This window comes from Nissabacter sp. SGAir0207 (assembly GCF_005491205.1).
Classification (GTDB): domain Bacteria; phylum Pseudomonadota; class Gammaproteobacteria; order Enterobacterales; family Enterobacteriaceae; genus Chimaeribacter.
The window spans coordinates 3,421,227-3,444,840 of sequence record NZ_CP028035.1; the positions used below are offsets into that span (position 1 = coordinate 3,421,227).

Genomic DNA, 23,614 nt, shown 5'->3' on the forward strand with positions numbered 1-23,614 from the left:
TTTTCGATGAGTCAAAACGTTTATCAATTTATCGATTTGCAGCGTGTCGATCCGCCCAAGAAAGCGCTGAAGATCCGGAAAATTGAGTTTGTAGAAATTTATGAGCCGTTCTCCGACAGCCAGGCGCAGGCGCAGGCAGACCGCTGCCTCTCCTGCGGCAACCCCTACTGCGAGTGGAAGTGCCCGGTCCATAACTATATTCCGAACTGGCTGAAGCTGGCGAACGAAGGCCGCATCATGGAGGCGGCCGACCTCGCCCACCAGACTAACAGCCTGCCTGAGGTGTGCGGGCGCGTCTGTCCGCAGGATCGCCTGTGTGAAGGCTTCTGCACCCTGAACGGCGAGTTCGGCGCGGTCACCATCGGCAACATCGAGCGCTATATCAATGATAAGGCGATTGAGATGGGCTGGCGGCCCGATATGTCCCACGTCAAGCCGACCGGCAAGCGTGTGGCGATCATCGGTGCCGGGCCGGCCGGTCTGGCCTGTGCCGACGTGCTGGCGCGCAACGGCGTGAAAGCGGTGGTCTATGACCGTCACCCGGAGATTGGCGGCCTGCTGACCTTCGGCATCCCGGCCTTCAAGCTGGAGAAGTCGGTGATGACCACCCGCCGCGAAATCTTCACCGGCATGGGCATTGAGTTCCAGCTCAATACCGAAGTCGGCAAGGATGTCACGGTTGAGGCGCTGCTGGCAGAGTATGACGCGGTGTTCCTCGCGGTCGGCACCTACCAGTCGATGCGCGGTGGCTTGGAGAATGAGGACGCGGCTGGCGTGTATGACGCCCTGCCGTTCCTGATCGCCAACACCAAGCAGCTGATGGGCTATGAGGCCACCACTGAGGAGCCTTACATCAGCATGGAGGGCAAACGCGTGGTGGTGCTGGGCGGTGGCGATACGGCGATGGACTGCGTACGCACCTCCATCCGTCAGGGCGCGTCCCACGTTACCTGTGCCTACCGCCGTGACGAAGAGAACATGCCAGGCTCCCGCCGCGAGGTGAAAAACGCGCGTGAAGAGGGCGTGGAGTTCAAGTTCAACGTCCAGCCGCTGAGCGTGGTACTGGATGCGCAGGGCCGCGTGAGCGGCGTGAAGATGGTGCGCACCGAACTGGGCGCGCCGGATGCCGCTGGCCGCCGCCGTGCCGAACTGGTGCCCGGCTCCGAGTTCGTGATGAACGCGGACGCGGTGGTGATGGCGTTTGGTTTCCGTCCGCACAAAATGGAGTGGCTGGCCGCCCATGACGTGGAGCTGGACAATCAGGGCCGCATCATCGCGCCGGAAGGGGTGGAGAACGCCTTCCAGACCAGCAACCCGAAAATCTTCGCCGGTGGTGACGCGGTGCGCGGCTCCGACCTGGTGGTGACGGCGATTGCCGAGGGGCGCAAAGCCGCCGACGGCATCATGAACTATCTGGAAGTGTAAAACCGCCTGCGGTCAAACGAGGGGAGCCAGTGGCTCCCCTCTTTTTTTGCGCCCATAAAAAAAGCCCCGCCGGAGCGGGGCTTTCTGTGCGACGCGGTTATTTCACCACGCGCAGGGCCGGGCGGCCACCGCGTGGCGGCTGCGGCGGCTCATCGTCGGAAGGATCGCTCTCATCCGGGCGATCGCCATCGATAACGGACATCGTTGGCTCAGGCGTGGCGCTCTCCTCGGCGGAGGTCTCAAACATCCCCTCCTCATCCTCGTAGGCGGGTTCTGGCTCAAACATGGTGCCAGCGCCATTTTCACGGGCATAGATCGCGAGGACGGCGGCGATAGGCACATTCACCTGACGCGGCACGCCGCCAAAGCGGGCATTGAACCGGACATCGTCCGTGCCCAGCTCCAGATTCCCTACCGCGCGCGGGGCGATGTTCAGCACGATTTGGCCATCGCGGGCGAACTCCATCGGCACCATAACACCTGGGCGCGTGACATCCACCACCAGATGCGGGGTCAGCTGGTTGTCGAGCAACCAGTCATAGAACGCCCGCAGCAGGTAAGGACGACGCGGAGACATGTGCGACATCTCCATCTGAATCAACTCCGGGTATGCAAACGCATTTCGCGTTCAGCTTCGGTGAGTGAAGCCAGGAAGGCATCACGCTCAAAGACGCGGGTCATGTACCCTTTCAGCTCTTTGGAGCCGGCGCCAGTCAGCTCAATGCCCAGTTGCGGCAGACGCCACAGCAGCGGTGCCAGGTAGCAATCCACCAGACTGAACTCCTCGCTCATAAAGAACGGGGTCTGACCAAAGATCGGGGCAATCGCCAGCAGCTCTTCACGCAGCTGTTTACGGGCGGCGTCAGCTTCCTGGCCGCTGCTCTGTTCGATTTTGTCTTTCAGCGAATACCAGTTTTTCTCGATGCGCAGCATCATCAGGCGGCTCTCACCGCGCGCCACCGGGTAGACCGGCATCAATGGCGGATGTGGGAAGCGCTCATCGAGGTACTCCATAATGATTCGGGATTCATACAGCGTCAGCTCACGATCAACCAGCGTCGGGACGGATTGATAAGGATTGAGGTCAATAAGATCCTGCGGCAGATTTCCCATATCCACCTGCTCGATCTCGACACTGACACCCTTTTCCGCCAGTACGATACGTACTTGATGGCTGAAGATGTCGGTCGGGCCAGAGAACAGCGTCATTACCGAACGTTTGTTGGCAGCGACAGCCATGTAAACCTCCAAGTTTATCTAGAAAACAGTGCGAATAGCCAACATCAGGCTGCTATCCTGAATCATGTTATCGCCAGCCAGCAACCTCGCAGAAGCCCGGAGGTCAGGCGATCTCCAGGACGACCGAACCCACCAAACTGCGCGGCGCTCAGGCGCAAAAGTGTTGTTAGTTTACCAGATTTTGCCCCTCTTGTGGCGGCGCAACGGTGAAATCCGCGCGATTTGTCTGTCAGAGGGTGGGATAAGGCGGGAAAGTGTGGATTTCAGGCATAAAAAAACCCGGTGAGACACCGGGTTTTTGACGCTGTTCCTGCTGCAAGTGCAGCCAGAAATTAACGCTTGGAGAACTGCGGACGACGACGTGCTTTACGCAGGCCGACTTTCTTACGTTCAACCTGACGAGCGTCACGGGTAACGAAGCCAGCTTTACGCAGCTCGGAACGCAGAGACTCGTCATACTCCATCAGCGCACGGGTGATACCGTGACGGATGGCACCAGCTTGACCGGAGATACCACCACCTTTAACGGTGATGTACAGGTCCAGTTTCTCAACCATGTCGACCAGTTCCAGCGGCTGACGAACTACCATGCGGGCAGTTTCGCGACCGAAGTACTGTTCCAGGCTACGCTGGTTAATTACGATGTTACCGTTGCCCGGCTTGATGAAGACGCGAGCGGCGGAGCTTTTGCGGCGACCAGTGCCGTAGTATTGATTTTCAGCCATTGCCTATAATCCCGATTAAATGTCAAGAACTTGCGGTTGCTGTGCCGCATGATTGTGCTCGTTACCCGCGTAAACTTTCAGTTTACGGTACATAGCACGACCCAGCGGGCCCTTCGGCAGCATGCCTTTAACCGCGATCTCAATCACACGCTCAGGATGGCGAGTAATCATCTCTTCAAAGGTCGCTTGTTTGATACCACCGATGTGGCCGGTGTGATGGTAATAGATCTTGTCGTTACGCTTGTTACCGGTTACGGCAACTTTCTCAGCGTTCAGAACGATGATGTAATCACCGGTATCAACGTGCGGAGTGTATTCCGCTTTATGCTTGCCACGCAGACGGCGAGCCAGTTCAGTGGCCAGGCGACCCAAGGTCTTGCCGCTTGCATCAACTACGAACCAGTCACGCTGTACTGTTTCCGGTTTAGCTGTAAAAGTTTTCATTAAAAGCTTACCCAATTTAAGTTACACGTTGGCGAACACCCAAACGCTTAATTAACAGTGTTGGAGGTTCACACGGCCATCAAGTCCAGCAAACCTACCCCTTCGAATAGCCTATGCCGGCACTAATAAAGTTTCGGGAAAAAAACTTTGTTGTAACGTGGGGTCGCAAGATTATAGAGAAGTCACCCACAAAGATCGACTGCTTTTTTATCACAAATGCATAATATCTGCCCGCCGCTACGCGGGTTATGGCAGGTGTGGCAAACGCAGGTACTCTTCGCTCTGCATCTCCTGCAAACGCGACAGGCAGCGCTGGTACTCAAACTTCAGGCGCTCCCCCTGGTAGATCTGGTGCATCCCGGTCTCGGCGGAGATCACCAGCTTCACGTGGCGCTCATAAAACTCATCGACCATCGCCAAAAAGCGGCGCGCGGCGCTCTCGTTTTTGCTGTCCATCACCCGCACATTGTGCACCAGCACCGTATGGTAGAGCGTGGAGAGCGCGATGTAGTCAATCTGGCTGCGCGCCTCCTCACACAGGGTGTGGAAGTCAAAGGCCGCCACCCCCTCGGCCACCGCCAGCGCGGGCAGCGGCCGGTGGTTCACCTCCAGCACCGGGTTGCGTTCGCCGGGCTTGCCCGCCAGCCGGGTGAACATCCCCTCCAGCCGGTCAGCGGCGGCGGCGTCCGCCGGCGAGAGCCACAGGTTGGCCTGCGTCAGGGTGCGCAGGCGGTAGTCGATGCCAGCGTCAACGTTGAGCACGTCGCAGTACTCTTTGATCAGATCGATGGCCGGCAGGAAGCGCTGGCGTTGCAGGCCGTTGCGGTAGAGCTGGTCTGGCGGAATGTTGGAGGTGGCGACCAGCGTAATGCCGCGCGCGAACAGCGCCTGAAGCAGCGTCGCCAGCAGCATGGCGTCGGTGATGTCAGAGACGAAAAATTCGTCGAAGCAGAGCACGTCCGCCTCCGCCTTGAAGCGGTCGGCCACCGTCTCCAGCGGGTTCTCCTGCCCCTGCAACTGGGTCAGCTGCTCATGCACCCGCAGCATAAAGCGGTGGAAGTGCAGCCGCATTTTGCGGTCACCCGGCAGGCTGTGGAAGAACATGTCCATCAGCCAGGTTTTGCCGCGCCCCACGCCGCCCCACATATACAGCCCCTGCACCGGGCGCGTCGGCGCCGGCTTTTTGCCCATCAGCCGCGCGAACAGGCCGCCGGAGGCGCGGGCAGGCGCGGGTTTTTGCGCCACCAGCGCATGGTGGATGGCGTCAAGCTGGGTCACGGTCTGGCGCTGGACGTCATCCGGTTGGTAGTCACCGGCGGCCAGCGCCTGCTCATAGCGTGCTAGGGGGGATGTGGGTTGCATGTTTTTCGACGTTCCATGAGAAAAAAATTATCGGGTTTTCGCGACGCATCTGGACGTTTTCGCCCCGAGTTCGCCGCCGTTGCCTGCCGTGCTGGCCGTGAAAAACGCGCTGTTTCCGCGCTTCAGACCCGTCAGGATTCCACTGGGACAAGGTTAACGGTTATAGTGGGTATTATTAAGTGAAAAAGCCCTACTGGACAACGAGAGTAACATAGGAGTCATTATGACCTGGGAGTATGCACTTATTGGTTTGGTCGTCGGCCTGATTATCGGCGCCCTCGCCATGCGTTTTGGCAACCGTAAACTGCGCCAGCAGCAGGTGTTGCAGCACGAGCTGGAGAAGAGCAAGGCAGAGCTGGATGAGTACCGCCAGGAGCTGGTCAGCCACTTCGCCCGCAGTGCCGAACTGCTGGACAACATGGCCACTGACTATCGCCAGCTTTACCAACACATGGCGAAAAGTTCGAACAACCTGCTGCCGGACATGCCGACGCAGGACAACCCGTTCAACTACCGCCTGACCGAGGCGGAAGCCGACAACGATCAGGCGCCGGTCGAGATGCCGCGCGACTACTCCGACAGCGCCTCCGGTCTGCTGCGTGGCGACACTTCCCGCCGCAAATGATGCCTGTCCGCCGGCGGCCCCCTGCCGCCGGCGCTTGCCTTCCCGTCATGGCCACGCCCCGTGCGTCATGGCACATGAAAAAAACGCGTCTCTTACTGTTTATTGATATTTAATGAAATGACACGCGCGTCTGACCGGGTACGCTGCCCTCATTACCTGGAATGACCGGTTACTCATTTTTTGCCGCAGGTTGCGGGAGAGCTGCCAATGAAGATGACTTCACTATCACTGAGTGCGTTAACCCTCTGTCTCGGCCTGGCCCTACAGCCTGCGATGGCCTCCGGCCTGCCAGCGGCGGTGGCGGGCGAGGCGCTGCCCAGCCTGGCACCCATGCTGGAGCGGGTGCTGCCAGCCGTGGTCAGCGTGCATGTCTACGGCACCCAGACCGAGCGCCAGCGCCTGCCGGAAGAGTACAAATACTTCTTCGGGCCGAACGGGCCTGCCGAAGAGGAGAGCGCCACCCCCTTTGAGGGCCTTGGCTCCGGCGTGATTATCGATGCCGACAAGGGCTATGTGCTGACCAACAACCACGTGGTGAGCAATGCCGACAAGATCCAGGTACAGCTCAACGATGGCCGCGAGTATGAGGCCAAGCTGCTGGGCCGGGATGAGCAGAGCGACATCGCGCTGTTGCAGTTGCAGGCGGCCAAGGATCTGACGGCGATCCGCGTGGCTGACTCTGACCAGCTGCGGGTGGGCGACTTCGCCGTGGCGGTTGGCAACCCGTTTGGCCTCGGCCAGACCGCCACCTCCGGCATTATCTCCGCCCTTGGCCGCACCGGCCTGAATCTGGAGGGGCTGGAGAACTTCATCCAGACCGACGCCTCCATCAACCGCGGCAACTCCGGCGGCGCGCTGCTCAACCTCAACGGCGAGCTGATCGGCATCAACACCGCCATTCTGGCACCGGGCGGCGGCAGTATCGGCATCGGCTTCGCCATCCCCAGCAACATGGCGCAGAACCTCAGCAAGCAGCTGATTGAGTTTGGCGAGGTGCGGCGCGGTATGCTCGGCATCAAGGGCAGCGAGATGAACGCCGACATGGCGAAAGCCTTCAAAATGGACACCCAACGCGGCGCGTTCGTCAATGAGGTGCTGGCCGACTCCGCCGCCGCCCGCGCGGGCATCAAGGCCGGTGACGTGCTGGTGTCGCTCAACGGCCGACAGATTGAGAGCTTTGCCGAGCTGCGCGCCAAGGTCGGCACCGCCGGGCCGGGCAAGACGGTGAAGATTGGCCTGCTGCGCGCTGGCAAGCTGATGGAGGTGGACGTCACCCTCCAGACCAGTACCGAGGCCACTGCCGCCCAGACGCTCTCCCCGGCATTGCAGGGGGCGACGATGAGTGATGGCGCCACCGACGCTGGCGAGACGGGCGTGAAGCTGGTGAGCGTGGAACCCGGCTCGCCGGCCGCCGCGCTGGGGCTGCAAAAGGGTGACGTCATTATCGGCGTCAACCGCGAGCGCATCGCCTCACTGGCGGACTTGCGCAAGGTGCTGGCAGGCAAGCCGCAAATCGTGGCACTGCACGTGGTGCGCGGCGATGACAATATCTACTTGTTGTTGCGTTGATTTAACCGAAAAGTGGGCGTGGCACGCTGCCGCGCCCGGCACTTCGTGCTATTCTCCCCCCCATTCCATTTCCAGATATTCTGAGCCTGATGCTTGCTAAGTTATTGCGTTCAATTCTCTTTGGCCTGATTGTCGCTGGCATCCTGCTATTCGCCCTGCCAGCGCTGCGGCTGCCCAGTGCGGATTTCCTGCTGCCGTCGCACTTCAGCGGCGGCGATGAGCAGCCGGTCAGCTATAACCAGGCGGTGCGCCATGCCGCGCCAGCGGTGGTGAACGTCTATAACCGCAGTATGGGGGCCTCCTCGCACAACGAGCTGGAGATCCGTACCCTCGGGTCGGGCGTCATCATGAATGACAAAGGGTACATCCTGACCAACAAGCACGTGATCAACGACGCCGAGCAGATCATCGTGGCATTGCAGGATGGCCGGGTGTTCGAGGCGCTGCTGGTTGGCTCCGACAGCCTGACCGATCTGGCGGTGCTGAAGATTGACGCCACCGCCCTGCCGGTGATTCCGATCAATACCCAGCGCATCCCGCGCGTCGGCGACGTGGTGATGGCGATCGGCAACCCCTACAACCTTGGCCAGACCATCACCCAAGGCATCATCAGCGCCACCGGCCGCATCGGCCTTAGCCCCTCCGGGCGGCAGAACTTCTTGCAGACCGACGCCTCCATCAACCGTGGCAACTCCGGCGGCGCGCTGGTAAACACGCTCGGCGAACTGGTGGGCATCAACACCCTCTCCTTTGACAAGAGCAACGACGGCGAAACGCCGGAGGGCATTGGTTTCGCCATCCCGACCGCGCTGGCGACCAAGGTGATGCAGAAGCTGATCCGCGATGGCCGCGTCATCCGTGGCTTCATCGGCATTGGCGGGCGCGAGATCAGCCCGATGCACACGCCAAACAGCGGCCTCGATCGCATCCAAGGGATTGTGGTCAATGAGGTGACGCCAGATGGCCCGGCGGCGAAGGCAGGGATGCAGGTCAACGACGTGATTGTCAGCGTCAACCACAAGCCAGCCCTCTCGGCGCTGGAGACGATGGATCAGGTGGCGGAGATTCGCCCCGGCTCGGTGATTCCGGTCGAGATCATGCGCAATGGCAACAAGATGACGCTTCAGGTCACGATTCAGGAGTACCCCGCCCACTAAGCGGGGACGAAAAAAAAGCCGGCGCAATGCCGGCTTTTTTTATGGCGCAGGACGGTTATTCGCCGTGGATGCGCTCGATGTTGGCACCCAGCGCGCGCAGTTTGTCTTCGATGCGCTCGTAGCCACGGTCGATGTGGTAGATGCGGTCAACGATGGTGGTGCCTTCGGCGATGCAGCCGGCCAGCACCAGACTGGCGGAGGCGCGCAGATCGGTCGCCATCACCTGCGCCCCGGAGAGTTCCGCCACGCCGTGGCAGATCACGGTGTTGCTCTCAATCTCGGCGTGCGCGCCCATGCGGATCAGCTCCGGCACGTGCATGAAACGGTTTTCGAAGATGGTTTCGGTGATCACGCCCGTGCCCTCCGCCACCAAGTTCAGCAGGCTGAACTGCGCCTGCATGTCAGTCGGGAAACCGGGGTGTGGCGCGGTACGGATGTTGACGCCTTTCGGGCGCTGGCCATGCATGTCCAGACTGATCCAATCCTCGCCCACCTCGATGTCCGCGCCCGCTTCGCGCAGCTTCGCCAGCACCGCGTCCAGGGTGTCCGGACGGGTCGCGCGGCACACCACTTTGCCACCGGAGATCGCTGCCGCCACCAGGAAGGTGCCGGTCTCAATGCGGTCAGGCAGCACGCGGTAGACCCCCCGCCGAGGCGCTCTACGCCCTGGATGGTGATCTTGTCGGTGCCCGCGCCGCTGATTTTCGCGCCCAGGGTATTCAGGAAGTGGGCGGTGTCCACAATCTCCGGCTCGCGCGCGGCGTTCTCGATGATGGTGGTGCCCTCCGCCAGCGTGGCGGCGCTCATGATGGTGACGGTCGCGCCAACGCTGACCTTGTCCATCACGATGTGCGCGCCCTTCAGGCGGCCGTCAACGGAGGCTTTGACGTAGCCCTCTTCCAGTTTGATCTCCGCGCCCAGTTGCTCCAGGCCGGTGATGTGCAGGTCAACCGGACGCGCACCGATGGCGCAGCCGCCCGGCAGCGACACCTGGCCGCGGCCAAAGCGCGCCACCAGCGGGCCGAGCGCCCAGATCGAGGCGCGCATGGTCTTCACCAGATCATAAGGGGCGGTGAATTCGTTGACCGCGCTGGCATCGACAAACACCGAGCCATTGCGCTCAATTTTGGTGCCGAGCTGGCTCAGCAGCTTCAGGGTGGTGTCGATATCTTTCAGGTGGGGAACGTTTTGGATCTCAACCGGCTCTTCCGCCAGCAGGGCGGCGAACAGGATTGGCAAGGCCGCGTTTTTCGCCCCGGAGATGGTCACTTCACCACTCAGGCGGGTACGGCCCTGCACACGAAATTTATCCATTATGACTGCTCTCAATGATTAACTTGATAAGGATGAGCACAGGGCGGCCACGCCGCCCCCGGCATCAAAGGCCGCTTAGCTTGCGGTCGCGCTGCCACTCTTCCGGCGTGAAAGCCTTGATGGAGAGGGCGTGGATGCGGTTGTCCGCGATGTACTCCATCAGCGGCGCATAGACGGTCTGCTGCTTCTTCACGCGGCTCATGCCAGCGAACTGCTCACTCACCGCAATCACCTGGAAGTGGCTACCTTCGCCAGTCACGTGGGCTTCCTGCAAGGCCAGCGCCTGCATCAGAACGTCTTTAATTTCTTGGGTATCCATAGGAGTCTATTCTGTCTAAATGGGGATAATATCAGCCGACTATCTTAGTGTAATCCGGCCGACTCTTAAACAAAGAAAAAGCCCCGAAGAGGCTTTCTTGCGGGGGCTTTGGTCGTCAATTGCGGCAAAAAGCACGCTAACGCGCTGAGGCGGCGGCGCTGACGGGGATGATCTCATCCAGGTTATAGAGCGTAATCAACGTCTCCAGCCGATCGGTCATGCCCTCCAGCGTCAGCGCCGCGCCACGCGCGCGCGCCTCGGCCCGCAGGTGCACCAGCAGCGCCAAACCGGGCGAGTCCACCCGGCCGACCTGCGACAGGTCGAGGGCGGTGTGCTGCGCCAGCAGGCTCTCACGCTGCTGCCAGAGCGGCAGCAGCGTATCGCGGTCAAGATCGCCGGTCAGTACCAGCGTCTGCCCGCGTGAGGCCCAGTTCAGGGTTGAGCCGGCCATTATTGCTGGTCGAGGGTGATGGGCTGGGCCGCCGCGCTCTTCAGGCGGGCGGTCAGGCCGTCGACGCCCTGCTGGCGCAGGATGTCAGCCCACTCATTCTGCTTGGTGGTGATCATGCTGACGCCTTCGGCGATCATGTCATACGCCTGCCAGTTGCCGGTCTTGCTGTTCTTGCGCCACTGGAAGTCCAGACGCACCGGCGGGCGGCCGCCGTTGTCCAGGATGGTGACGCGGATGGCGATGATGTCGGCGTTGCCCAGCGGCTGCTCCGGCGCAATCTGGTAGGTCTGGCCGTGGTAGAGCGCCAGCGCCTGACCGTAAGCCTGCGCCAGATAGTCCTCGAAGGCGGCGAAGTAGGCTTCACGCTGCGCCGGGGTGGCGGATTTGTAGTAGCGGCCCAGCACCAGCGCACCGGCGTACTTCACCTGCACGTAGGGCAGCAGCTCCTGACGCACCACGTCGCGCAGGTAGTTCGGGTTCTGCCTGATTTTCGGCTGTTCATTCTTCAGGCGGGTGAAGGTCTTCTCCGCCGCCTCATCCATGACACGGTAAGGGTTGGTCATATCCACCGCGTTGGCCAGCGGAGCGACCACCAGCAGCGCGACCATCAATAAACGTTTAAACATTCAGGGTTTCCTCTTAATTGCTGGGTGCAGCAGGTGTTGCGGCAGGCGCAGCCTGCGCGCCCGGTTTGGCGGCGTCATCGGAGCCGCCGCTCTTGTACAGGAACTGGCCGATCAAATCCTCCAGTACCATTGCCGATTTGGTGTCCTGGATGGTGCCGCCCTCTTTCAGCATAGCAGTCCCCATCTCCGGGTCTTCAAAGCCGACATTCAGCGCCAGATACTGCTCCCCCAGCAGGCCGGAGGTGCGGATCGCCAGTGAGCTGGTGTCCGGGATCTGGTTGTACTGCTCGTCGATGTCCATTGCCACGCGCGGCGAGTAGTTGTTGTCCAGGGAGATATCCGCCACCCGGCCAATCACCACGCCGCCGATGCGCACCGGCGAGCTGGCTTTCAGGCCGCCGATGTTGTCGAAGGTCGCGTAGATGCGGTAGGTGGGGTGCGGCCGCATTGAGGTGATGTTCGCCACCTTCAGGGCCAGAAACAGGATGGCGCCCAGCGCGATCAGCAGGAACGCCCCAACCCAGATTTCACTCTTTTTCGTTTGCATTATTTAGTTCCCAAACATCAGTGCCGTCAGCACAAAATCCAATCCCAGCACCGCCAATGAGGAGTGCACCACGGTACGGGTCGTCGCCCGGCTAATCCCCTGCGAAGTGGGGACGGCGTCATAGCCATTGAACAGCGCAATCCAGGTCACGGTGACCGCAAAGACCGCGCTCTTCAGCAGGCAGTTGACCAGATCCTGCCGCCAGTCGACGGCATTCTGCATCGCCGACCAGAAGAAGCCGCTGTCGATGCCCTTCCAGTCCACGCCCACCAGCGAGCCGCCCCAGATGCCGACCGCGACGAAGATCGCCGTCAGCAGCGGCATACTGATCATGCCAGCCCAGAAGCGTGGTGCCACCACCCGGCGTAGCGGGTCGATCGCCATCATCTCCATGCTGGAGAGCTGCTCGGTGGCCTTCATCAGGCCAATCTCGGCGGTAAGCGCCGAGCCAGCGCGGCCGGCGAACAGCAGCGCGGTCACCACCGGCCCCAGTTCACGCAGCAGCGAGAGCGCCACCATCATCCCCAGACTGGTTTCGGCGCTGTAGGTGGTGAGGATCAGGTAGCCCTGCAACCCCAGCACCATGCCGATAAACAGCCCGGAGACCACGATAATCAGCAGCGACATCACGCCGACGCTGTAAAGCTGCTTCACCAGCAGTGCCCCATGCTTGCGCGGGTGCGGGCGGCCCATCAGGGCGCCGAACATCATCAGCCCGGCACGGCCAAATGCGCGGCACAGTGAGATCCCACGGCGTCCGAGTGACGCCAGTGCAGTTGTTAACATCAGTCTATTGGCTCCCTTATCCTAGCAGCTCGGTCTGGTAATCACCGGCCGGGAAACGGAATGGCACCGGGCCGTCGGCGATGCCGTCGAGGAACTGGCGCACGCGCGGATCGGCATTGGCCTGCAACGCCGCGGGCGTCCCTTCGGCGATCACATGCTGCTCCGCCACGATATAGGCGTAATCCGCGATGCTCAGCACCTCCGGCACATCGTGGGAGACCACGATGCAGGTCACGCCGAGCGCATGGTTCAGCTCGTCGATCAGTTTCACCAGCACGCCCATGGTGATGGGGTCTTGCCCGACGAACGGCTCATCAAACATGATCAGCGTCGGGTCGAGGGCGATGGCACGCGCCAGCGCCGCACGCCGCGCCATGCCGCCGGATAGCTCCGAGGGCATCAGCTTGGCCGCGCCGCGCAGGCCCACCGCCTCCAGCTTCATCATCACCGTGGTGTGCAGCAGCGGCTCGGGCAGGTGGCTATGCTCCCGCAGCGGGAACGCGACATTCTCATAGACATTCAGATCGGTAAACAGCGCGCCGGACTGGAACAGCATGCTCATCTTTTTGCGCGTGGCGTAGAGCTTGCGGCGCGAGAGGGTGGGAATGTTTTCACCATCAAACCAGATCTCGCCCTCATCGGGGGCGAGCTGCCCGCCGATCAGGCGCAATAGCGTGGTTTTACCGATACCGGAGGGGCCCATGATGGCGGTGACCTTGCCACGCGGCACCGTCATATTGATTTTCTCGAAGATGGGGCGATCGCCGCGCATAAAACTGATGCCTTTGATCTCCACCAGATTCGATGCCTTCTGGTTCATTCTTGCTATCCCTTATAGGGTATTGGGAAAACGATACCCCTGATGTTAAAGCAAAGGCGACCGGACGCCGGTTATTTACAAAACCTTACGGCGCTGGCCGCTAAACTTGCCATACGTTTTACTTTTACGTTCCGCAGGGTCAAAATTAGCGGATAAATCTGGGCGTTAACGCTGGCGCGGGTTCGCCGTCGATTAGAGTCAGTTTATCATTGTTTCAGGTAATCATTTTTGACCTTCTGATTCACCGACGAACAGGGGATTATACCGAATAAAGGACTCCGCATGCTGCTTGCGACCATACTATTGATCGTTGGTTTACTTCTACTTTCTTACGCGGCCGACCGTCTGGTGTATGGCGCGGCGGTGCTCTCCCGCTCGATGGGGGTGCCGCCGCTGGTGACCGGCATGACCATTGTCGGCATCGGCATCTCGCTGCCGGAGCTGGTGGTCTCCACCACTGCCGCGATTGGCGGGCAGCGCGATTTGGCGATAGGCAACGCCATTGGCTCCAACATCATCAACATCCTGCTGATCCTGGGCGGCGCGGCACTGATCCACCCGCTGCGGGTGCAGTCTGACATTGTGCGCCGCGAGCTGCCGCTGCTGTTGCTGATCACCGCGCTGTGCGGCGTGCTGCTCTCAGACCTGCAACTCTCGCGGCTGGACGGGGTGATCCTGCTGTTGAGCGCCGCCCTGTTCTGCCTGCTGATGCTGAAGATCGCCCGGCTGGCGCAGCGCGAGGGCAGTGACCCGCTCACCACCGAGCAGCTGGCGGAGCTGCCGCAGGACAGCAGCAACACCGTGGCGGTGCTCTGGCTGCTGCTGGCGGTGGTGATGATGCCGCTGGCCGCTGGCATGATTGTGGACAACGCGACCGTGATCGCGCGCTATTTTGGTGTCAGCGAGCTGGTGATTGGCCTGACGGTGATTGCCGTCGGCACCAGCCTGCCGGAGCTGGCCACCTTTGTCGCAGGCGCGCTGAAGGGGGAGGATGACATTGCTTTAGGAAATATCATAGGCGCCAACATCTTCAACCTCTGTATAGTGCTCGGCATTCCCGCACTGATCGCCCCCGGCCCCTTCGCGCCGGAGGCGTTCCGCCGCGACTACTGGGTGATGCTGGCGGTCAGCGGCGTGCTGGCCGGCCTCTGCCTGCTGCGTCGGCACCGCATCGGCCGCCGGGCGGGCGCGCTGCTACTGTGCGGCTTTATGGCTTATCTTGCGTGGCTGCTGCTCTTCCCGGCTGGCCCCGCCTTGTAAAACAGTCAGGACACCAACATGGCGAACTTTGAACTCCAGCCCGGCTTCGACTTCCAGCAGGCCGGCAAAACCGTACTGCAGATCGAGCGGGAGGGGCTGGCCCAGCTCGATCAATATATCAATGACGACTTTACCCGCGCCTGTGAACGGATCTTCTCCTGTAGTGGCAAGGTGGTGGTGATGGGGATGGGCAAGTCCGGCCACATTGGCCGCAAGATGGCGGCGACCTTCGCCAGCACCGGCACGCCGGCCTTCTTCGTCCACCCGGCGGAGGCGAGCCACGGCGATCTGGGCATGGTCAGCCGGCATGACGTGGTGATCGCCCTCTCCAACTCCGGCGAGTCCAGCGAGATTCTGGCGCTGGTGCCGGTGCTCAAGCGCCTGCACGTGCCGCTCATCTGCCTGACCGGCAACCCGGAGAGCGCCATGGGCCGCGCGGCGGACATCCACATCTGCGTACAGGTGCCGCAGGAGGCGTGCCCGCTCGGGCTGGCACCCACCTCCAGCACCACCGCCGCACTGGTGATGGGCGACGCGATGGCGGTGGCGCTGCTGGAGGCGCGCGGCTTCACCGCCGAGGATTTCGCCCTCTCCCACCCCGGCGGCGCACTGGGCCGCAAGCTGCTGCTGCGCGTCAGTGATATCATGCACAGTGGCAATGAGATCCCCCACGTCAGCCGTGACGCCACGCTGCGCGACGCGCTGCTGGAGATCACGCGCAAAAACCTCGGCATGACCGTGATCTGTGATGACTTGATGAAGATCGAGGGCATCTTCACCGATGGCGACCTGCGCCGCATTATTGATATGGGCATCGACTTCAACCGGGCGCGCATCGAAGAGGTGATGACGCCCGGCGGCCTGCGGGTGCGCCCCGGCACCCTGGCGGTGGAGGCCCTGAATACCATGCAATCCCGGCACATTACCGCCCTGATGGTTGCCGATGGCGACCAGTTGCTCGGTGTGGTACATATGCATGACATGCTGCGCGCTGGCGTAGTTTAATGAAGGAAAGGCTCAATGAGTGATAACGCAGCAACTGTGAATACCTGTTACGGCCCGGTCAGCGCCGAGGTGCTGGCCCGCGCGCGGCAGATTCGCCTGCTGATCTGTGATGTGGATGGCGTCATGTCCGACGGCCTGGTCTATATGGGCAATCAGGGCGAGGAGCTGAAAGCGTTCAACGTGCGCGACGGCTACGGCATCCGCTGCCTGCTCACCTCTGACGTGGAGGTGGCCATCATTACCGGCCGCTCCGCCAAGCTGCTGGAGGATCGCGCCGCGACCCTCGGCATCCGCTACCTTTACCAAGGGCAGTCCAACAAGCTGATTGCCTTCCGCGAGCTGCTCACCACGCTGGCGCTGCGCCCGGAGCAGGTGGCCTACGTCGGCGATGACCTGATTGACTGGCCGGTGATGGCCGAGTGCGGCCTGGCGGTGGCGGTGGCGGATGCCCACCCGATGCTGACGCCGCGCGCCCACTACACCACCCGCATCAGCGGGGGCAAGGGCGCGGTGCGCGAGGTGTGTGACCTGATCCTGCTGGCGCAAGGGAAGCTGGAGGACGCCGTCGGGCTTTCAATATGAGCAGAGCAAAGTTTCTGATTACCCTGCTGCTGGCGCTGGCCGCGCTGGTACTGATTGGCTGGAACCTGGCCGATGAGGATGAGGCGGCACCGACGGCGGCCATCAACACCCAGGACCCGACCTACCAGAGCCAGCACACCGTTACCGTGGTCTACGACCCGACCGGCAAGCTGAACTACAAGCTGGTGGCCGATGACGTCAAATATTACACGGCGGAGGAGCTGAGCTGGTTCACCAACCCGGTGATGACGCTCTATGACGCCAATACCGTCCCGACCTGGTCGGTGCGCGCCGATCGCGCCAAGCTGACCAAGGATCGGATGCTCTATCTCTATGGGCATGTTGAGGTCAACAGCCTGACCGCGACCTCGCAGTTACAGCGGATCAAAACGGACAACGCCCAGGTCAACCTGGTGAGCCAGGATGTCACCTCGGATGATGAAGTGACCCTCTACGGAGCCGCTTTCACCTCCAAGGGCATGAAAATGCGCGGCAATTTGCGGACCAAAACAGCACAGCTGATCGAAAAGGTAAACACCTACTATGAAATCCAGACTTCAAACCCCGCTCCGTAACCTGCTGGTTGCCAGTTCGCTTCTGGCTGTGAGCGTGCCGGCCCTGGCGCTGAAAGATGACACCAGCCAGCCGATCCACATCGACTCCGCCCAGCAGGCGCTGGACATGGAGGGCAACACCGTGACCTTCACCGGCAACGTGGTGGCGAAACAGGGCAGCATCGAGATCAAGGCCGACAAGGTGGTGGTGATCCGCCCGCAGGGGCAGCAGGGCAAGGAGGTGATTGAGGCCTTCGGCAACCCGGCGACCTTCTACCAGTTGCAGGACAACGGCAAGCCGGTGAAGGGCCACTCGCAGAAGATGCGTTATGAGCTGGGAAATGACTATGTCATCCTGACCGGCAACGCCTATCTGGAGCAGCTCGACAGCAATGTGAAGGGCGACCGCATCACCTATCTGGTGCAAAAACAGCAGATGGAAGCTTTCAGTAACGAAGGCAAACGTGTTACCACTGTGTTAATCCCGACCCAATTGCAGGACAAAGGCACCCCGTCCAGCGGACAGAAGAAGAGTAACTGATCACTTATGGCTACCCTAATTGCAGAAAACCTCGCCAAGGCGTACAAAAACCGTAGAGTGGTGGAGGACGTCAGCCTGAAGGTGCACTCCGGCGAGATCGTCGGCCTGCTCGGCCCGAACGGCGCGGGCAAGACCACCACCTTCTACATGGTGGTGGGGATTGTGCCACGTGACGCTGGCCGCATCGTGATTGATGACGAGGACATCAGCCTGCTGCCGCTGCACGCGCGCGCGCGCCGCGGCATCGGCTACCTGCCGCAGGAGGCCTCGATCTTCCGCCGGCTCAGCGTCTATGACAACCTGATGGCGGTGTTGCAGATTCGTGAAGACCTCACCAGCGAACAGCGCCGTGACCGCGCCGAAGAGCTGATGGAGGAGTTCCACATCACCCACCTGCGTGACAGCCTTGGGCAGGCGCTGTCAGGCGGTGAGCGCCGCCGGGTGGAGATCGCCCGCGCGCTGGCGGCCAACCCGAAGTTTATCCTTCTGGATGAACCCTTTGCGGGGGTGGACCCCATCTCCGTAATTGACATAAAAAAAATCATTGAGCACCTGCGCGACAGCGGGCTCGGCGTGTTGATTACTGACCACAACGTGCGCGAGACCCTCGACGTCTGCGAACGCGCCTATATCGTCAGCCAGGGGCGACTGATCGCCCACGGCTCCCCAAGCGATATTCTGGCCGATGAGCAGGTGAAACGCGTCTATCTGGGTGAAGAGTTCCGTCTCTGATCCACTTTTGCGTTGTTACCAGTAAGGGAAACCAGATCATCCTATGAAGCAAGGTTTGCAACTCAGGCTTAGCCAGCAACTGGCCATGACTCCCCAGCTCCAACAGGCGATCCGCTTGTTGCAGCTCTCAACGCTAGAACTGCAGCAGGAGATTCAACAGGCATTAGAGAGCAACCCCCTGCTGGAGCAGAGCGATATCCACGAGGAGATTGACGCCAAGGAGACCACCGACAGCGAGGCGCTGGACACCCGTGAGGCGCTGGAGCAGAAGGATATGCCGGAAGAGCTGCCGCTCGATGCCACCTGGGACGAGATCTACACCGCTGGCACCCCTTCTGGCACCGGCACCGACTACAGCGATGACGAGCTGCCGGTCTATCAGGGCGAGACCACCCAGACCCTTCAGGACTACCTGATGTGGCAGGTGGATCTCACCCCCTTCTCCGACACCGATACCGCCATCGCCACCTCGATTGTCGATGCGGTGGATGACACCGGCTACCTGACGGTAACGCTCGAGGAGATCCTGGAGAGCATGGGTGACGAGAATGTCACCCTCGAGGAGGTGGAGGCGGTGCTGAAACGCGTGCAGCGCTTCGACCCGATTGGCGTGGCGGCGCGTGACCTGCGCGACTGCCTGCTGATCCAGCTTTCGCAGTTTATCCCTGACACCCCCTATCTGGCCGAGGCGCGGCTGATTGTCAGCGAACACCTGGATCTGCTGGGCAACCACGATTTCCGGACGCTGATGCGCTCGACCCGGCTAAAAGAAGATACACTTAAGGGGGCGATGCTGCTGATCCAGTCGCTGGATCCGCGCCCCGGCCAGTCCATCAACACCGGCGAATCTGAGTATGTGATCCCCGATGTGCTGGTGCGCAAGCACCAAGGGCAATGGGCGGTCGAGCTGAATGCTGACAGCATCCCCCGGCTCAAAATCAACCAGCAATATGCGGCGCTGGGCGGCACGGCCCGCAACGACAGCGATGGCCAGTTCATCCGCAGCAACCTCCAGGAGGCCAAATGGCTGATCAAGAGCCTGGAGAGCCGCAATGAGACGCTGCTCAAGGTGACGCGCTGTATCGTAGCGCAGCAACAGGCCTTTTTCGAGCATGGCGAGGAGTACATGAAACCGATGGTGCTGGCGGACATTGCCCAGGCCGTGGACATGCATGAATCCACCATCTCGCGCGTCACCACGCAGAAGTTCCTGCACAGCCCGCGCGGTATTTTTGAGCTGAAGTACTTCTTCTCAAGCCACGTCAGCACGGACAGCGGCGGGGAGGCCTCCTCGACTGCCATCCGGGCGTTGGTGAAGAAGCTGATTGCGGCGGAAAATCCCGCCAAACCTCTGAGCGACAGCAAGCTGGCGACCCTGCTCTCCGATCAAGGGATCATGGTTGCCCGCCGCACAGTCGCAAAATACCGAGAGTCTTTGTCCATCCCGCCGTCGAACCAACGCAAACAACTGGTTTGACCTAAACAGAGAAGGAAGACATTATGCAGCTCAACATCACCGGCCACCACGTTGAAGTCACTGATGCCCTGCGCGATTTCGTCAGTACAAAATTTGCCAAGCTTGAGCAATTTTTCGACCGAATCAACCAGGTTCATGTGATACTCAGCATGGAGCGAGTGCAGAAGGTGGCGGAAGCCACCGTGCACGTCAATGGAGGCGAGTTGCACGCCACCTCGGAACATGAAGATATGTATGCGGCCATCGACGGCCTGATTGATAAGCTGTCACGGCAGCTCAATAAACATAAAGACAAGTTGAAACAACACTAAGACTCACTGTAGCCAATCGCGCTACATCACCTGACCATCGGCCCTTCACCCTGCGGTGACGGGCCGATAAGCCATCAGGCGTGACCCAAGCGCTTAAGTGAAAGATGAGATGATAAACGACTCAATCATGCAATTAAGCTCTGTGCTCAGCGCAGAGTGCACCAAAAGCGGCGTCCACTGCTCCAGCAAGAAACGCGCCCTCGAGATCATCAGCGAACTGGCGGCGAAACAGCTGAACCTGCCGTCGCAGGCGGTGTTCGATGCCGTCCTGACCCGGGAGCGCATGGGCAGTACCGGCATCGGCAATGGCATCGCCATCCCGCACGGCAAGCTGGAAGAGGACACGCTGCGCGCGGTGGGCGTTTTCATCCGCCTGGATCAGCCGATCGCCTTCGACGCCATCGACAACCAGCCGGTTGACCTGCTGTTCGCCCTGCTGGTGCCTGCCGACCAGTGCAAGACCCACCTCCATACGCTGTCGCAAGTGGCGAAGCGTCTGGCGGATAAGAGCGTCTGCCGTCGGCTGCGCGCCGCGCAGAGCGATGAAGAGCTGTACCAGATCATTACCGAGTAGCCTGCTGCCGGTAACACAACGCCAAGAGTGAATTGCCAGGGGGAGTGACACATGGTGCTGATGATAGTCAGCGGCCGTTCCGGTTCAGGTAAATCCGTTGCCTTGCGTGCGCTGGAAGATATGGGGTTTTATTGCGTCGACAACCTGCCGGTGGTGCTGCTGCCGCAGTTGGCGCACGCGCTGGCGGAGCGCAACACCTCGGCGGCAGTGAGCATCGACGTGCGCAACATGCCGGAGACCCCGGAGCTGTTTGAGCACGCGATGGCCCAGCTGCCGGAGAGCTTCTCGCCGCAGCTGCTGTTCCTTGACGCCGATCGCAACACGCTGATCCGCCGCTACAGCGACACGCGCCGCCTGCACCCGCTCTCCAGCCGCAACCTCTCGCTGGAGAGTGCGATTGACGAGGAGAGCGAGCTGCTGGAGCCGCTGCGTTCCCGCGCTGACCTGCTGATCGACACCTCCGAGATGTCGGTGCATGAGCTGGCGGAGATGCTGCGCACCCGCCTGTTGGGCAAGCGCGAGCGTGAGCTGACGATGGTATTCGAGTCGTTTGGCTTCAAGCACGGCATCCCGATTGACGCCGACTATGTGTTTGACGTCCGCTTCCTGCCCAACCCGCACTGGGACCCCAAACTGCGGCCGATGACCGGTTTGGATCGCCCGGTGGCGGCCTTCCTCGATCGCCATACGGAAGTGCATAACTTTATCTACCAGACCCGCAGCTACCTGGAGCAGTGGTTGCCGATGCTGGAGACCAACAACCGCAGCTACCTGACGGTCGCCATCGGCTGCACCGGCGGCAAGCATCGCTCGGTCTATGTGGCGGAGCAGCTGGCCGACTACTTCCGTTCGCGCGGGAAGAATGTGCAGTCCCGCCACCGCACCCTGGAAAAGCGCAAATCATGACGGTCAAACAGACGGTGGAGATCAAGAACCGGCTCGGGATGCACGCCCGGCCGGCGATGAAGTTGTTTGAGCTGGTGCAGAGCTTCGACGCCGAGGTGCTACTGCGCAACGACGCGGGCGTGGAGGCGGAGGCCAGCAGCGTGATTGCGCTGCTGATGCTGGACTCGCCAAAGGGCCAGCACATTGAGATCGAGGCCAGCGGCCCCGACGAGGTTAACGCGCTCAATGCGGTGATTGAGCTGATCAACTCCGGCTTTGACGAAGAGTAAGCGCTAGCTCCGGCTCAGGCAGTCAATGGCGATCGCCTTGAAGCTGGGGAAGTCCCGGCTGCCGAGCAGGCGGCTGACCGAGCGCTCACGCACGAAGGTCACGAACAGATCGTAGATGGCGATCGCCTCCTCATAATCCGCCTTGCTGATCGCCAGCAGAAATATCACCTGCGCTCGCTCCCCCTCCCCCCAATCGATGCCCGGTGGGCAGATCACCGTCACTACCACCGTGCGGTGGGCTTGCAGCCCCAGCGAGTGCGGCAGCGCGATGCCGTCGCCCAGTAGCGTGGAGACAATCGCCTCGCGCTCCACCACCGAGTCATGGAATGCTGGCTCGACCACCCCCTCACGCGCCAGCTGGTCGCAGACCCGGCGGAACAGCGCCGCCTGGCTCAGCGTCTCCTCCAGCAGCAGGAAGTGCTGCGCGTCAAAGAACTTCTCCAGCATGTAGGGGCGGGTGCGATCCACCAGCACCAGCTTGCCGAGTTGCTCCAGCTGGTACTCCGTCGGGAAGGGCGACATTACCACCACCGGCTTGCCGCGCTCCGCCAGCCGGGCGTTGGAGATGATGAAATCCTCCCCACCTCGTCCAGCATCTCATACTCGCGCAGGGAGATGACGCGGGTGATCACCAGTTGCGGGTATTTGCGGCTGACCTGCGCCTGAATCATGCGGATGGTGGAGTTGCCGGTGTCGCACACCAGCAGCACCTGCGGGTGGCGCTGGTAACCGATGTTGTAGTGCCGCTCCAGCCCGACGCCGATGTGCAGCACCAAAAAGCCGATCTCATTCTCGCTCAGGCTGTAGGGGGTGTACTTCACCCAGCTGGAGATGGCCGCCAGCGTCACGTCGTAGGCCATCGGGTAGTGCTGCTTGATGTTGGCCAGCAGCGGGTTGGGAATGGCTATTTGGTATTTGATGCGGGTGATCATCGCCTTGATGTGGGTCAGCAGATCCAGCCGTAGCTGCGCGTCGCCCTGAAGGTCATAGTTGTAGTAGGCGCTGATGTAGCAGAGCAGATAGTTGACCAACCCCTCCTCGTCGTCGGCGTTAATCTCCGTCGGTGCCACCTCCTGGCTGCGCCGGGCGGCGATGTTGACACGCAGGTAAGCCTCCTCGGCCGGGGCCAGCTCCTTGCCCGTCCACTGGCGCAGGTCAGCCGCCAGCCCGCTGGAGACCTGCCGCACGCACGCTTCCCCCTCATCTGCCGTGAAGTCAGCGAGCGGGTAGCCCTCGGCGATGCGCCGCAGCGCCACCGCGCCATACAGCGTCAGGTACTCTTCCCCCTCATCCGTCAGGCGAATACCGGCCTGCGCCAGCCGGTAGTGCAGGGCATCGGCCAGCGCTGGCATCTGCGCCAGCGCCAGCGCCTCCGGCGTCAGCAGCGGGTGCGCGTCATTCTCGCCGCGCAGCCGGAACAGCAGGTCGGTCAGGCAGGCGCGGATCGCCGTCTCTGGCCCGAACAGCTTCATGCCGTAGCGCGGCTTGGTTTCGATGTGCAGGGAGTAGCGGCCGAGGTGCTCGCGCACCTCGGCCATGTCATTTTGCAGCGTGCCCCGGCTGACGAACCACTCATCCGCCACATCCTCCAGCTTCAGCGAGAAGGCGGAGGTGAGGAAGCGCACCAGCAGCGCCTGCACCCGCTCGGCGGCGGTGCGCGGCAGTTGCCGCACCGGTCGGCTGGGCTGGCGCAGCGAGGCGAAGCGGGCGGCGTCATGCACCTGCAACTGGTAGCCGCTCCCGCGCGTGTGCACCAACTGCGCGCCATACTTGCCGAGGATCTCGTTAAGCGCGGTGATGTCGGTGCGCACCGTGCGGGTCGAGACGTCGAGACGTTTTGCCAGCTCGTCCTGCGGCAGGATCTCATCCTGCAAGGCATCAAACAGATGGGACAGACGTTGATAGGGAAAACGCACCATAATCCTTCCATTGTTACGGGTCAGCCACAGGCGCGCCGCGCCGGGAAAACCAGAGTGTGCCATGCGCGCTGGCGG

General features: G+C 61.4%; 26 protein-coding genes and 2 pseudogenes. 15 read left to right on the forward strand and 13 right to left on the reverse strand.

Annotated elements, in window-relative coordinates:
• Window positions 1-6: 6 nt before the first annotated feature.
• On the forward strand, window positions 7-1,425 hold the full coding sequence (locus C1N62_RS15355) for a glutamate synthase small subunit (protein ID WP_137764451.1): 1,419 nt from the start codon (window positions 7-9) through the stop codon (window positions 1,423-1,425).
• 97 nt (window positions 1,426-1,522) lie between these two features.
• On the opposite strand, the gene sspB is transcribed toward C1N62_RS15355, so the two are convergent.
• The 5 genes from sspB to zapE form a co-directional block, all read right to left on the reverse strand.
• A complete protein-coding gene (gene sspB / locus C1N62_RS15360) occupies window positions 1,523-2,017 on the reverse strand; it encodes a ClpXP protease specificity-enhancing factor (RefSeq protein WP_137764452.1) in 495 nt (164 codons plus the stop codon).
• Window positions 2,018-2,022: 5 nt separating this feature from the next.
• Window positions 2,023-2,664 (reverse strand): stringent starvation protein SspA, encoded by a 642-nt coding sequence (gene sspA, locus C1N62_RS15365; RefSeq protein ID WP_137764453.1) that lies wholly within the window; start codon window positions 2,662-2,664, stop codon window positions 2,023-2,025.
• Window positions 2,665-2,996: 332 nt separating this feature from the next.
• Window positions 2,997-3,389, reverse strand: coding sequence for a 30S ribosomal protein S9 (gene rpsI / locus C1N62_RS15370; protein ID WP_039346610.1), 393 nt, complete (start codon window positions 3,387-3,389; stop codon window positions 2,997-2,999).
• Between the two features lie 15 nt (window positions 3,390-3,404).
• Window positions 3,405-3,833, reverse strand: a complete 429-nt coding sequence (rplM, locus tag C1N62_RS15375; RefSeq protein ID WP_137764454.1) for a 50S ribosomal protein L13 — start codon at window positions 3,831-3,833, stop codon at window positions 3,405-3,407.
• A gap of 246 nt (window positions 3,834-4,079) precedes the next feature.
• A complete protein-coding gene (gene zapE, locus C1N62_RS15380) occupies window positions 4,080-5,195 on the reverse strand; it encodes a cell division protein ZapE (protein ID WP_137764455.1) in 1,116 nt (371 codons plus the stop codon).
• A 223-nt stretch (window positions 5,196-5,418) separates the two neighbouring features.
• Between zapE and zapG the strand changes: the two genes are divergently transcribed.
• The 3 genes from zapG (at window position 5,419) to degS (ending at window position 8,546) form a co-directional block, all read left to right on the forward strand.
• A complete protein-coding gene (gene zapG, locus C1N62_RS15385) occupies window positions 5,419-5,820 on the forward strand; it encodes a Z-ring associated protein ZapG (protein ID WP_137764456.1) in 402 nt (133 codons plus the stop codon).
• A 207-nt stretch (window positions 5,821-6,027) separates the two neighbouring features.
• The gene (gene degQ / locus C1N62_RS15390; protein WP_137764457.1) at window positions 6,028-7,389 is read left to right on the forward strand and encodes a serine endoprotease DegQ; all 1,362 of its coding nucleotides are present in this window, start codon (window positions 6,028-6,030) and stop codon (window positions 7,387-7,389) included.
• Window positions 7,390-7,478: 89 nt separating this feature from the next.
• Window positions 7,479-8,546 carry an outer membrane-stress sensor serine endopeptidase DegS gene (degS, locus tag C1N62_RS15395; protein WP_137764458.1) on the forward strand — a complete coding sequence of 356 codons (1,068 nt, stop codon included), beginning with the start codon at window positions 7,479-7,481 and terminating at the stop codon, window positions 8,544-8,546.
• Window positions 8,547-8,601: 55 nt separating this feature from the next.
• Here the strand turns inward: degS and murA are convergent.
• From murA to mlaF, 7 genes and pseudogenes are all read right to left on the reverse strand, one after another.
• Window positions 8,602-9,860, reverse strand: a pseudogene (murA, locus tag C1N62_RS15400) (UDP-N-acetylglucosamine 1-carboxyvinyltransferase).
• Between the two features lie 64 nt (window positions 9,861-9,924).
• Complete coding sequence (ibaG, locus tag C1N62_RS15405) at window positions 9,925-10,179, reverse strand: BolA family iron metabolism protein IbaG (protein WP_137764459.1); 255 nt, start codon at window positions 10,177-10,179, stop codon at window positions 9,925-9,927.
• A gap of 136 nt (window positions 10,180-10,315) precedes the next feature.
• Entirely contained in the window at window positions 10,316-10,630 is a 315-nt protein-coding gene (mlaB, locus tag C1N62_RS15410; RefSeq protein ID WP_137764460.1) for a lipid asymmetry maintenance protein MlaB, read from the reverse strand.
• Complete coding sequence (gene mlaC / locus C1N62_RS15415) at window positions 10,630-11,256, reverse strand: phospholipid-binding protein MlaC (RefSeq protein ID WP_137764461.1); 627 nt, start codon at window positions 11,254-11,256, stop codon at window positions 10,630-10,632. The genes mlaB and mlaC overlap by 1 nt, the downstream gene beginning before the upstream one ends.
• Window positions 11,257-11,269: 13 nt before the next feature.
• The gene (mlaD, locus tag C1N62_RS15420; protein ID WP_137764462.1) at window positions 11,270-11,803 is read right to left on the reverse strand and encodes an outer membrane lipid asymmetry maintenance protein MlaD; all 534 of its coding nucleotides are present in this window, start codon (window positions 11,801-11,803) and stop codon (window positions 11,270-11,272) included.
• A gap of 3 nt (window positions 11,804-11,806) precedes the next feature.
• Window positions 11,807-12,589 (reverse strand): lipid asymmetry maintenance ABC transporter permease subunit MlaE, encoded by a 783-nt coding sequence (gene mlaE / locus C1N62_RS15425; RefSeq protein ID WP_137764463.1) that lies wholly within the window; start codon window positions 12,587-12,589, stop codon window positions 11,807-11,809.
• A 16-nt stretch (window positions 12,590-12,605) separates the two neighbouring features.
• Window positions 12,606-13,409, reverse strand: a complete 804-nt coding sequence (gene mlaF / locus C1N62_RS15430; protein WP_137764464.1) for a phospholipid ABC transporter ATP-binding protein MlaF — start codon at window positions 13,407-13,409, stop codon at window positions 12,606-12,608.
• 282 nt (window positions 13,410-13,691) lie between these two features.
• On the opposite strand from mlaF, the gene C1N62_RS15435 reads away from it, so the two are divergent.
• The 11 genes from C1N62_RS15435 (at window position 13,692) to npr (ending at window position 21,620) form a co-directional block, all read left to right on the forward strand.
• Entirely contained in the window at window positions 13,692-14,669 is a 978-nt protein-coding gene (locus C1N62_RS15435) for a calcium/sodium antiporter (RefSeq protein WP_137764465.1), read from the forward strand.
• An 18-nt stretch (window positions 14,670-14,687) separates the two neighbouring features.
• Complete coding sequence (gene kdsD / locus C1N62_RS15440; RefSeq protein ID WP_137764466.1) at window positions 14,688-15,674, forward strand: arabinose-5-phosphate isomerase KdsD; 987 nt, start codon at window positions 14,688-14,690, stop codon at window positions 15,672-15,674.
• Between the two features lie 15 nt (window positions 15,675-15,689).
• A complete protein-coding gene (kdsC, locus tag C1N62_RS15445) occupies window positions 15,690-16,256 on the forward strand; it encodes a 3-deoxy-manno-octulosonate-8-phosphatase KdsC (RefSeq protein ID WP_137764467.1) in 567 nt (188 codons plus the stop codon).
• Window positions 16,253-16,831, forward strand: a complete 579-nt coding sequence (gene lptC, locus C1N62_RS15450) for an LPS export ABC transporter periplasmic protein LptC (protein ID WP_137764468.1) — start codon at window positions 16,253-16,255, stop codon at window positions 16,829-16,831. The genes kdsC and lptC overlap by 4 nt, the downstream gene beginning before the upstream one ends.
• Complete coding sequence (gene lptA / locus C1N62_RS15455) at window positions 16,800-17,351, forward strand: lipopolysaccharide ABC transporter substrate-binding protein LptA (RefSeq protein WP_137764469.1); 552 nt, start codon at window positions 16,800-16,802, stop codon at window positions 17,349-17,351. Before lptC ends, lptA begins: the two co-directional genes overlap by 32 nt.
• Window positions 17,352-17,357: 6 nt before the next feature.
• Complete coding sequence (gene lptB / locus C1N62_RS15460; protein ID WP_137764470.1) at window positions 17,358-18,083, forward strand: LPS export ABC transporter ATP-binding protein; 726 nt, start codon at window positions 17,358-17,360, stop codon at window positions 18,081-18,083.
• A 43-nt stretch (window positions 18,084-18,126) separates the two neighbouring features.
• A complete protein-coding gene (rpoN, locus tag C1N62_RS15465; RefSeq protein WP_137764471.1) occupies window positions 18,127-19,560 on the forward strand; it encodes an RNA polymerase factor sigma-54 in 1,434 nt (477 codons plus the stop codon).
• A 23-nt stretch (window positions 19,561-19,583) separates the two neighbouring features.
• Window positions 19,584-19,871, forward strand: coding sequence for a ribosome hibernation promoting factor (gene hpf, locus C1N62_RS15470; RefSeq protein ID WP_137764472.1), 288 nt, complete (start codon window positions 19,584-19,586; stop codon window positions 19,869-19,871).
• A gap of 97 nt (window positions 19,872-19,968) precedes the next feature.
• Window positions 19,969-20,445 carry a PTS IIA-like nitrogen regulatory protein PtsN gene (ptsN, locus tag C1N62_RS15475; RefSeq protein ID WP_206057754.1) on the forward strand — a complete coding sequence of 159 codons (477 nt, stop codon included), beginning with the start codon at window positions 19,969-19,971 and terminating at the stop codon, window positions 20,443-20,445.
• A gap of 51 nt (window positions 20,446-20,496) precedes the next feature.
• Complete coding sequence (gene rapZ, locus C1N62_RS15480) at window positions 20,497-21,351, forward strand: RNase adapter RapZ (RefSeq protein WP_137764474.1); 855 nt, start codon at window positions 20,497-20,499, stop codon at window positions 21,349-21,351.
• The gene (gene npr, locus C1N62_RS15485; RefSeq protein WP_137764475.1) at window positions 21,348-21,620 is read left to right on the forward strand and encodes a PTS phosphocarrier protein NPr; all 273 of its coding nucleotides are present in this window, start codon (window positions 21,348-21,350) and stop codon (window positions 21,618-21,620) included. Before rapZ ends, npr begins: the two co-directional genes overlap by 4 nt.
• Window positions 21,621-21,623: 3 nt before the next feature.
• On the opposite strand, the pseudogene C1N62_RS15490 reads toward npr, so the two are convergent.
• Window positions 21,624-23,539, reverse strand: a pseudogene (locus C1N62_RS15490) (transcription antiterminator).
• Between the last annotated feature and the right edge of the window lie 75 nt (window positions 23,540-23,614).

Bases quoted from the DNA above. Each gene is read 5' to 3' on its own strand.
- C1N62_RS15355 (WP_137764451.1), top strand. From the start codon at position 7: ATGAGTCAAAACGTTTATCAATTTATCGATTTGCAGCGTGTCGATCCG.
- sspB (WP_137764452.1), bottom strand. From the start codon at position 2,017: ATGGAGATGTCGCACATGTCTCCGCGTCGTCCTTACCTGCTGCGGGCG.
- sspA (WP_137764453.1), bottom strand. From the start codon at position 2,664: ATGGCTGTCGCTGCCAACAAACGTTCGGTAATGACGCTGTTCTCTGGC.
- rpsI (WP_039346610.1), bottom strand. From the start codon at position 3,389: ATGGCTGAAAATCAATACTACGGCACTGGTCGCCGCAAAAGCTCCGCC.
- rplM (WP_137764454.1), bottom strand. From the start codon at position 3,833: ATGAAAACTTTTACAGCTAAACCGGAAACAGTACAGCGTGACTGGTTC.
- zapE (WP_137764455.1), bottom strand. From the start codon at position 5,195: ATGCAACCCACATCCCCCCTAGCACGCTATGAGCAGGCGCTGGCCGCC.
- zapG (WP_137764456.1), top strand. From the start codon at position 5,419: ATGACCTGGGAGTATGCACTTATTGGTTTGGTCGTCGGCCTGATTATC.
- degQ (WP_137764457.1), top strand. From the start codon at position 6,028: ATGAAGATGACTTCACTATCACTGAGTGCGTTAACCCTCTGTCTCGGC.
- degS (WP_137764458.1), top strand. From the start codon at position 7,479: ATGCTTGCTAAGTTATTGCGTTCAATTCTCTTTGGCCTGATTGTCGCT.
- ibaG (WP_137764459.1), bottom strand. From the start codon at position 10,179: ATGGATACCCAAGAAATTAAAGACGTTCTGATGCAGGCGCTGGCCTTG.
- mlaB (WP_137764460.1), bottom strand. From the start codon at position 10,630: ATGGCCGGCTCAACCCTGAACTGGGCCTCACGCGGGCAGACGCTGGTA.
- mlaC (WP_137764461.1), bottom strand. From the start codon at position 11,256: ATGTTTAAACGTTTATTGATGGTCGCGCTGCTGGTGGTCGCTCCGCTG.
- mlaD (WP_137764462.1), bottom strand. From the start codon at position 11,803: ATGCAAACGAAAAAGAGTGAAATCTGGGTTGGGGCGTTCCTGCTGATC.
- mlaE (WP_137764463.1), bottom strand. From the start codon at position 12,589: ATGTTAACAACTGCACTGGCGTCACTCGGACGCCGTGGGATCTCACTG.
- mlaF (WP_137764464.1), bottom strand. From the start codon at position 13,409: ATGAACCAGAAGGCATCGAATCTGGTGGAGATCAAAGGCATCAGTTTT.
- C1N62_RS15435 (WP_137764465.1), top strand. From the start codon at position 13,692: ATGCTGCTTGCGACCATACTATTGATCGTTGGTTTACTTCTACTTTCT.
- kdsD (WP_137764466.1), top strand. From the start codon at position 14,688: ATGGCGAACTTTGAACTCCAGCCCGGCTTCGACTTCCAGCAGGCCGGC.
- kdsC (WP_137764467.1), top strand. From the start codon at position 15,690: ATGAGTGATAACGCAGCAACTGTGAATACCTGTTACGGCCCGGTCAGC.
- lptC (WP_137764468.1), top strand. From the start codon at position 16,253: ATGAGCAGAGCAAAGTTTCTGATTACCCTGCTGCTGGCGCTGGCCGCG.
- lptA (WP_137764469.1), top strand. From the start codon at position 16,800: ATGAAATCCAGACTTCAAACCCCGCTCCGTAACCTGCTGGTTGCCAGT.
- lptB (WP_137764470.1), top strand. From the start codon at position 17,358: ATGGCTACCCTAATTGCAGAAAACCTCGCCAAGGCGTACAAAAACCGT.
- rpoN (WP_137764471.1), top strand. From the start codon at position 18,127: ATGAAGCAAGGTTTGCAACTCAGGCTTAGCCAGCAACTGGCCATGACT.
- hpf (WP_137764472.1), top strand. From the start codon at position 19,584: ATGCAGCTCAACATCACCGGCCACCACGTTGAAGTCACTGATGCCCTG.
- rapZ (WP_137764474.1), top strand. From the start codon at position 20,497: ATGGTGCTGATGATAGTCAGCGGCCGTTCCGGTTCAGGTAAATCCGTT.
- npr (WP_137764475.1), top strand. From the start codon at position 21,348: ATGACGGTCAAACAGACGGTGGAGATCAAGAACCGGCTCGGGATGCAC.